General features: G+C 55.2%; 8 protein-coding genes, 1 tRNA gene and 1 pseudogene. 4 read left to right on the forward strand and 6 right to left on the reverse strand.

Translation table 11 applies throughout. From position 1 onward, the window contains the following. A partial coding sequence (locus JNM42_RS06100) for a DUF6036 family nucleotidyltransferase (RefSeq protein WP_294267702.1) occupies positions 1-410 on the forward strand: 410 nt, incomplete at its 5' end. Here JNM42_RS06100 and JNM42_RS06105 read toward each other — a convergent pair. Both JNM42_RS06105 and JNM42_RS06110 read right to left on the reverse strand, forming a co-directional pair. Further along, positions 376-702, reverse strand: a complete 327-nt coding sequence (locus tag JNM42_RS06105) for a GSU2403 family nucleotidyltransferase fold protein (protein WP_366504411.1) — start codon at positions 700-702, stop codon at positions 376-378. The genes JNM42_RS06100 and JNM42_RS06105 overlap by 35 nt on opposite strands. A gap of 21 nt (positions 703-723) precedes the next feature. Beyond that, a complete protein-coding gene (locus JNM42_RS06110; RefSeq protein WP_294267703.1) occupies positions 724-2,526 on the reverse strand; it encodes a GGDEF domain-containing protein in 1,803 nt (600 codons plus the stop codon). 120 nt (positions 2,527-2,646) lie between these two features. Between JNM42_RS06110 and JNM42_RS06115 the strand changes: the two genes are divergently transcribed. After that, a tRNA-Thr gene (locus JNM42_RS06115) sits at positions 2,647-2,720 on the forward strand. A gap of 202 nt (positions 2,721-2,922) precedes the next feature. After that, positions 2,923-4,137, forward strand: coding sequence for an integrase arm-type DNA-binding domain-containing protein (locus JNM42_RS06120; RefSeq protein WP_294267705.1), 1,215 nt, complete (start codon positions 2,923-2,925; stop codon positions 4,135-4,137). 267 nt (positions 4,138-4,404) lie between these two features. Here JNM42_RS06120 and JNM42_RS19425 read toward each other — a convergent pair. Beyond that, positions 4,405-4,706 (reverse strand): annotated as a pseudogene (locus JNM42_RS19425) (type II toxin-antitoxin system RelE/ParE family toxin). Further along, a complete protein-coding gene (locus JNM42_RS06130; protein WP_294267709.1) occupies positions 4,703-4,975 on the reverse strand; it encodes a type II toxin-antitoxin system ParD family antitoxin in 273 nt (90 codons plus the stop codon). Before JNM42_RS06130 ends, JNM42_RS19425 begins: the two are co-directional and overlap by 4 nt. 377 nt (positions 4,976-5,352) lie before the next feature. Here JNM42_RS06130 and JNM42_RS06135 point away from each other — a divergent pair, with 377 nt between their 5' ends. After that, on the forward strand, positions 5,353-5,541 hold the full coding sequence (locus tag JNM42_RS06135; RefSeq protein ID WP_294267711.1) for a hypothetical protein: 189 nt from the start codon (positions 5,353-5,355) through the stop codon (positions 5,539-5,541). Between the two features lie 621 nt (positions 5,542-6,162). On the opposite strand, the gene JNM42_RS06140 is transcribed toward JNM42_RS06135, so the two are convergent. Beyond that, the gene (locus tag JNM42_RS06140) at positions 6,163-6,855 is read right to left on the reverse strand and encodes a phage integrase N-terminal domain-containing protein (protein WP_294267714.1); all 693 of its coding nucleotides are present in this window, start codon (positions 6,853-6,855) and stop codon (positions 6,163-6,165) included. A 14-nt stretch (positions 6,856-6,869) separates the two neighbouring features. Continuing rightward, the coding region (locus JNM42_RS06145; protein ID WP_294267716.1) for a hypothetical protein at positions 6,870-7,077 on the reverse strand (208 nt) is incomplete at its 5' end.

Consider the following 7,077-nt stretch of genomic DNA (forward strand, 5'->3'; position numbering starts at 1 on the left):
ATCCGGTGAGGGCGTTTGATCTGACGGGAACCATTGGCGAAGGCTCAACTTTCCACAAGGCGAATGGATTCTATCTGGATCCGGCATCTCCAAACCTTGCAACCCTTCCAACTGATTGGGAATCACGTCTGAACGTTTTAAAGTTAAACAACGGAATAACGCTTTGCTGTATTGACCCTGATGATGCGGCGATTTCGAAATATGCTCGAGGAGAGCCGCGTGATCGTGAATGGATCCGCGCCGGAATTGAACAGTCGATCATTTCCATAGATATTGTTAGGCAACGCCTCAAAGAAACGATATTTCTGGACGGCAAAGAAGAAACTGCTGCCATTAAACTCTTTGAAGAAGACGCTGCATGGTTTAAGGAAACGCTCAATAAGCTCGATTCCGGATCAAGTGCGGAATGACGGGTTTGCCATTAACCTCCACAGTGTCAAGTCGACCCAAACAAGAGGCGTTGCACCCTATCAAGTGCGGCCGGGTACTGTCCTGCCAGTGACTTTTCCAGTTGGGGAAGGTTTTTTTCGCGCGTTTGACCATGGTTGATGTCATGGCATTGGCCGCTTCAGCAAGTGAATCCGGGTCTTCTTCGTGCAGTATCGCGGCGAGATTGCCGGCTTGTGCCGTGTTTTTGTCTTTTTTCGGGTTTTCAAGGCCTGATCTCATATCAGCCACCACGAGCTTATGAAAACTTAACACCGTGCAAATTTGCAGTACGGTTTAAGCTGCCACAACCCGGTTCTTGCCGGCTTTCTTTGCCGCATACATCGCCTCATCCGCCCGCTTGGTTACGCTGGTTTGCGAGTCGTCAAGCCGGTACTCAGTGATACCTGCGCTGAAGGTGATCAGTACCTTTTCATTGTCATGCAGAAAGAGTCGTTTTGTGAGTTCGCGTTGCAGGCGGACGATTGCTTTTTGAGCGTCCTGTTGGGGTGTATCGGGCAGGATGATGATGAATTCTTCTCCGCCAAAGCGGGCGAGGGTGTCCTGTGGACGCAGCGTTTCACGGATGACCGTCACCAGATGGATGAGTGCGGCGTCACCGGCCTCATGGCCGAATGAATCGTTGAGCTTCTTGAAATTGTCGATGTCGAGCATGGCGACACAGAGTGGGGACTTTCTACGTTGCGCACGCGCCACTTCATTGTCGAAGGTCTCTTCAAGGCCACGGCGGTTGAGGGCGCCGGTAAGCTGGTCATGGCGCACCAGCAGGCTGGCCTTGTCAAGATCCTCTTCCAATTCATTGATGCGTTTATCGGCTTCTTCGACCCGTTGTTTGGTGGCGCGCAGGTCATCGCGCGAACGCTGCGCGTTGATCTGGATGATGCGTGTCTCACTGATGACTTCGGCAAGAACGTCTTCGAGCTGGGTGATGTCTTCAGCCTTGCTGATTTTTTCGGCACAGTTCTCAATTTTGTCGTGGTAATCAGAGGTCGAGTCGGCAAATTCGGCCAGGTGATCGACGAATCCGGCCAGCATCTGTTTCAAAGCCTCCTTGGCTTCGATCAGGCTGTTCTTGAGCTGTCCCTGTTTGAAAATGACTTCCTTTAAACGGTGCTCGGCATCATTGATGGCACGCAGGTTCATTGGGCGCGCAACTATCTCACGCACCATGTCGATCTGCCCGTTCAGCCAGTGATCATCGACCACCAGTTCGCTGACATTGTCGATCATGAGCTGGAGCAATTTGAGCAAGCCGCTACGCAGTTCGTTGCGATCTTCGGTCAGAAACTCCAGACGGAAGGCAAAGCGCTTGGTGTCTGCGAGCAGCTCATCCATGGCCTTGAGTGTGGATGCGCTGCGCACGGCTGCAGCAAGTGTATGTGCTTGGGCAGCCAGCTCAGGCTCGTCGCCAATTTGTGTTGCAACGACGACCTCCAGTGTGTAGGCAAACAGGCTTCGCAATTCGGGCAGCAACTCGCTGGCGCGGCTAGCCGCGCCTGAGGTCAGGGCGGCTGGAAGGTTAACCGGTGCCGGTGGAGGTGTTTCCGTCACGGCGTCGATTGTGTCTTCACCCAGTACGATAGCTTCGGGCTCCGCGCTATTGAGCGACCACGATTTGATCAGTCCTTGCAGTCGGGCGAACAGGATTTCGCTGTTTTTGGTGGCGCTGGCGAGAATGTGCTCAAGCGATTCACGCTTGCGAGCAGGCGTGAGGTTGGACTGCTTGGTTTCCCACTGACGAAGGAATTCGGCTATCAAGTCGCCCCAGTTCAGTTCCCTTTCAGTGCTGTGCGCCTTAATGAAATCAACCAGGGTTTTTTGGAATTCCTCCCAGTTTTGTCCTTTGAGGGACTGTTCAAGCTGCCGCGAAAGGCGCTGCTGAACTGGGGTTTCCCTAGGTAGCGAGAGCAGGAGTGCCTTGAGCTCCCGCTCGGGGAAGAGCGCAGTTGCCTTGTCGGTGGTGCCGGCAATTTCGTTGTAAATGGCACGGTAGTTCTCAGGCGACGGTGCCATGCGGCGCGACATGAGTTGTTTCAAGGTTTCGCGGGCGATTACAGCGGGGTTTGAGAGCGTTGCCATGGTCATTTGTGATTTATGTGGCGTGGTCTAGGGGTGCTGTTTGTTTGTAACAGGAATTTGACTGTCAGGATGCTGTAGCCGTTCGCTTCGGCTATAATTCGCGCCGCGACCGTCAGGTCTGCCCCCGTAGCATGAAGGTCGTGCAGTTGATTTGTAATCATCAGGTCGTGGTTCGATTCCGCGCGGGGGCACCAATTAATGATTTAAAGCAGTCCCATATAGTCCGAAGACTCCTCTGAAACCCGCTTGAATGCGGGTTTTTTTACATCTATACTGTCCTCAGCAGTCCATGGCAGTCCCATTAAATCCGGGGGTATTTGGGGGTACATTTGGGGGTACATCACAAAAACCATGGTTTTTCCTGAAAATGTACCCCCAAATTGGAGGTTTGCACCTATGCTTACAGTAAAAGAGATAGATAACGCCGAACTCAAAAACAAGCCCTACAAAATAGCCGATGGATTTGGATTGTATATCGAGGTGCGGCCGAACGGGGCAAGATATTGGCGCATGAAGTACCGGATGGCCGGGAAAGAAAAGCTCCTGTCCTTTGGCGTCTACCCCGAAGTCCGACCCCCGGAAGCCAGAGCGAAGGCCAAAGAGGCTCGCGACTTGATACGGGCAGGCACCGACCCCGGCGAAAAAAAGAAGGCCGTCAAGCGGGAAGCGGTTATCACTAATGCCAGTACCTTCGAGATTGTCGCCCTTGAATGGATGGAAGGCCGTAAAACGATGGTAGCTATCGGGCAGTATGAAAAAACTCTGGCGCGCATGGTAAACGATGTATTCCCCTGGTTGGGCAAGCGCCCTATCTCGGAGATAGACGCCCCTGAGATTCTGATCGTCATGCGCCGGATTGACAGCCGTGGCGCGAGGTTTACCGCACACCGAGTCCGAAGCGAGATCAGCCGAGTTTTTCGCTACGCCATTGCAACAAGCAGGGCAAAGAGCGACCCGGCACGTGACCTGATCGGCGCTATCCCGCCTGCGGTGGAAAAGCACTTCGCCAGTATTACCGAGCCAGCCAAGGTCGCAGAAATGCTTCGCGCCTTTGATGGCTTCTCCGGCACCTTCCCCGTCCAGTGTGCCTTGAAGCTGGCGCCCCTGCTGTTTGTCCGGCCTGGCGAACTACGGAAAGCGGAATGGGCGCACCTTGATCTTGATAAGGCCGAGTGGCGCTATCGCGTCTCGAAGACCAACACCAACCACCTGGTTCCACTGGCGACTCAGGCCGTGGCCATACTGCGGGAACTGTATGCCCTGACCGGGCAAGGGAGATACGTCTTTCCTGGGGCACGCACGGCCGCAAGGCCAATGTCCGCAGCGGCGATCAATGCGGCACTGCGGCGCATGGGCTACGATACTCGCACCGAGATTACCGGGCATGGTTTTCGGGCGATGGCCAGAACCATCCTGCATGAAGAACTGCACCAAAAGCCAGAAGTGATCGAGCACCAGCTGGCGCACTCTGTCTCTGACACCCTAGGCACGGCGTACAACCGTACCAAGTTCCTGAAGGAGCGCAAGGCCATGATGCAACTGTGGGCGGATTACCTCGACAAAATCAAGGCCGGGGCGGACGTGATACCGATTCACGGAAGCGCCGCATAACGAGTTTGGCCGCGAGTATATACGGTGGTTGGTGAAGTGATCGTATCCGCCTCGGTGGGCAGTCGTAACTCGGATGTTAAATGTAGTCCGGTGTTGAAAGCGGGCCGGTCACCGTCGAAGATGTCGCCAGCGATAAAACGAAATCGACCGATCGGTCGACGGCCAGATCAACAATATTGGCGAAGGGGCGGCGAGAGTTTGCGCAGCCACGCCATCCTGCCATCAGGCGCTAAGTGCGTTGCCCTTGCTTGACAAGCGGTGGCGTGGTTAGCCTGCTGCCACGTCGAAATCATCGCTGCCAATGTCACGCGCCCCGTGCATGACGCGCTCGATGCGGAGCATGCTGGCGTGTTCGTGGTAGAAAATCAGGTAGCGCCCATGCGGGTGCATACGGACGCCTTCCCCCAGTTCCGGGCGTGGTGCGCCAATACCCGCCGCTTGCCGAGCCGCAGACACTGTGCTTCCAATTCGTCAACGAAGCTGAGGGCGCGGACTGGGTTGTCTTGCGCGATATAGAGCGCAATTTCGAGCAAGTCGTCTTTGGCGACGGGGGAAAATTCAACTTTCATTGCTTGCCCGAGCGGCCAGCTTCTTCCTGGCCAATGCGGGCGCGTATCTCGGCAAAGACGGTTGCGGCGGGAATGCCTGCGCCGCTGTCAGCGCCCTTTTGAATCTCGGCGCGTAAAGCCTCCAGTTTCATTGCCCGGAATTTTTCCCGATCTTCCAGAGAGCGCAGCCCGTCGCGGATGACTTCGCTGGCGCTGGCATAACGCCCCTGCTGAATCTGGTTCTTGATGAAAGTCTCAAAATGTTCACCGATGACATAGCTTGACGGCATGGCATGGCCTCCTGTGGTTATCTACGTACCCAAACTATCAAAGATTGATAGCTCTTGCAAGCACGGCATGGGAAAGGCAGTTAAACCGGGCGTCCCCGATCGCGTACCTCCAGCGGTCGGTGATGCCCATAGCCACCAAAAGGCGAATCCACTGCGAGCTGGGTCTCGGCCTGCCGGTACATGGAGCGACGGCGAATGGGGTATGGCACTTTCATGCATCAGGTTAATGGTCGGAAGATAGCTTAGGGTCGCCGACATCCCAAAGAACAAGTGGAGAAGAAGTTCTCCAATACTCGTGACGGTTCGTCCAACCCCGAATTTTTCCAGAAATTGATGGTGCGTTTCTTCAAAATGGAGTGACTGTTTGGAGATCCATCATGAGCGCACTTGCCGAAGTGATCACCCCTGAAGAAATGCTTATTCCGTCTCTGCAGGTGTTGCTCAACCAAGGGGAATGGTATTGCCGTCCTGTCGTTCCGAATGAGGTCTGTCACGCTCTCCGGTCTAAAACAGATACGGTGTTCCCTTGCGCATTACCAAGCCTATCTTGCCGGCGCAAATCGTAAGGAAACGTCCGCATTGTTCCTGGAAACGGCAACGCACACCCGTTTGCCCGAACCTGACCCGACGCGCGGGATACTTCCAACGAAGCCTGCTTGCTGCTGATGCGTCTCACGTTCGCAGTACGGGAATCGTTGGTGGCATGATCCAGAAAGCAATGCTTCTTCCGATGGTCGTTAGTCGCATTGAACGTCAATACGTAAACGCCCGTCAGAATGGACAGGAACAGTTTGTAAATCGTAGGCAGCGACCGTTTATCCCACCGATGTATGAAATGACACTCATCGCTTGATTTTTGAATTTCCGCCACGACGCCGGAAACGGTGGCCATACGTCCCGTAATAGGAGGTGGTGGCGCTCAGGCGTTCATGGCCCAAGGCGCGTGAAACCGCCAAGGAAGCGCGCTGATGCGTCTCACGATCCAGACCCGGCGGCGGTACCGGCTTACGCTGTCCCTTTTCGACCACTACCGGCGGCGGGTGGCCCGTCCTGTCCTCATAGCCTTTATGCGCATAGCCGTGACGAAATCCATGCGACGTAAAGTCCGCTTGAGCCTTTGAAATCCTCAGTCGTTCGCGCACCAGGTAGTAGTAGCGGTTCTGCGCCTGGCGCCAGGTGGTGTCCGCTCAACGCAAGCGACCGGTTTTTCCGCCGGCGGCCACTTGCCGTACCCATGCCAGTGTGGTGCACTGATAATCATCCGTGAGAGGAATCCGGCGCAGCTTGCCTCCCTTGGTACCGGAAAACACTTCGATAAAATCGCCGCCTTCGACAACTGAGTTGGCCGGACGAATCTCAATGGATTCCTTGACCCGCAGTCCGAACGCGTGCTGCATGGCCAGCATGGCCGCCAGCCGTTCATCAATGGTCCGGGCCAGAGCAATGACTTTGATCGGATCGATCCCTTTTCCTTTGCATGAAAGATCCTCATCGGTCGACGTCTTGCGCCGGGTGCGCTCTTTTGGAAAGTAGTCGGAAAGATCGCCCACCAGGTGCCGCTTGCCCAGCCAACCTGCCAGCGTTCGCAGTACCGATGCGCGGTTGTGAAGAAACTCTGCCGACAGTCCTTCCGCTTCCCAATGGGTCCTCAGGGCGTCTATGTGTCGTTTGTCCAGGGATTCGAGCTTGCGAATCCGGTAGCCCAGTTGCCACAAACAGGCGACCGTGCCGAGGATGTGCCCACGGCGCTCGCGTGCTGTCTTGGTCGAGCACACCCCGTCGCCGGAGGCACGCCGTCTCAAGTGCGGTTGGATCTGCCGTTCGATATCGTCCTGCAGGGGCTTGGGAAGAATCCGGCTGGCCAGGGATTTATGTGCCATAAATTTTCTCCTTATCAAGCGGCGACCGGAAGGGGTTCGCCGTCCTTTAATACATCGGGGAAAAGATGGGCAAGCTCTACGTCGGTAACGTCTCGCTCTTCCACCCGAAAATCACGCAGCGCGCGTTTGAGAAAGTCCTCCTCGGCGTGCAGGCTCATTGCAAAATTTTTACGTACTGGGTCCATGTCGATCTCCAATAGATTGATAAAAAAGGTCGATGGC

The organism is Propionivibrio sp. (assembly GCF_016790145.1).
Lineage (GTDB): Bacteria > Pseudomonadota > Gammaproteobacteria > Burkholderiales > Rhodocyclaceae > Propionivibrio.

Coding starts and splice junctions, on each gene's coding strand:
- JNM42_RS06140 (WP_294267714.1), bottom strand. CDS start 6,855: ATGGCACATAAATCCCTGGCCAGCCGGATTCTTCCCAAGCCCCTGCAG.
- JNM42_RS06110 (WP_294267703.1), bottom strand. CDS start 2,526: ATGGCAACGCTCTCAAACCCCGCTGTAATCGCCCGCGAAACCTTGAAA.
- JNM42_RS06135 (WP_294267711.1), top strand. CDS start 5,353: ATGAGCGCACTTGCCGAAGTGATCACCCCTGAAGAAATGCTTATTCCG.
- JNM42_RS06130 (WP_294267709.1), bottom strand. CDS start 4,975: ATGCCGTCAAGCTATGTCATCGGTGAACATTTTGAGACTTTCATCAAG.
- JNM42_RS06120 (WP_294267705.1), top strand. CDS start 2,923: ATGCTTACAGTAAAAGAGATAGATAACGCCGAACTCAAAAACAAGCCC.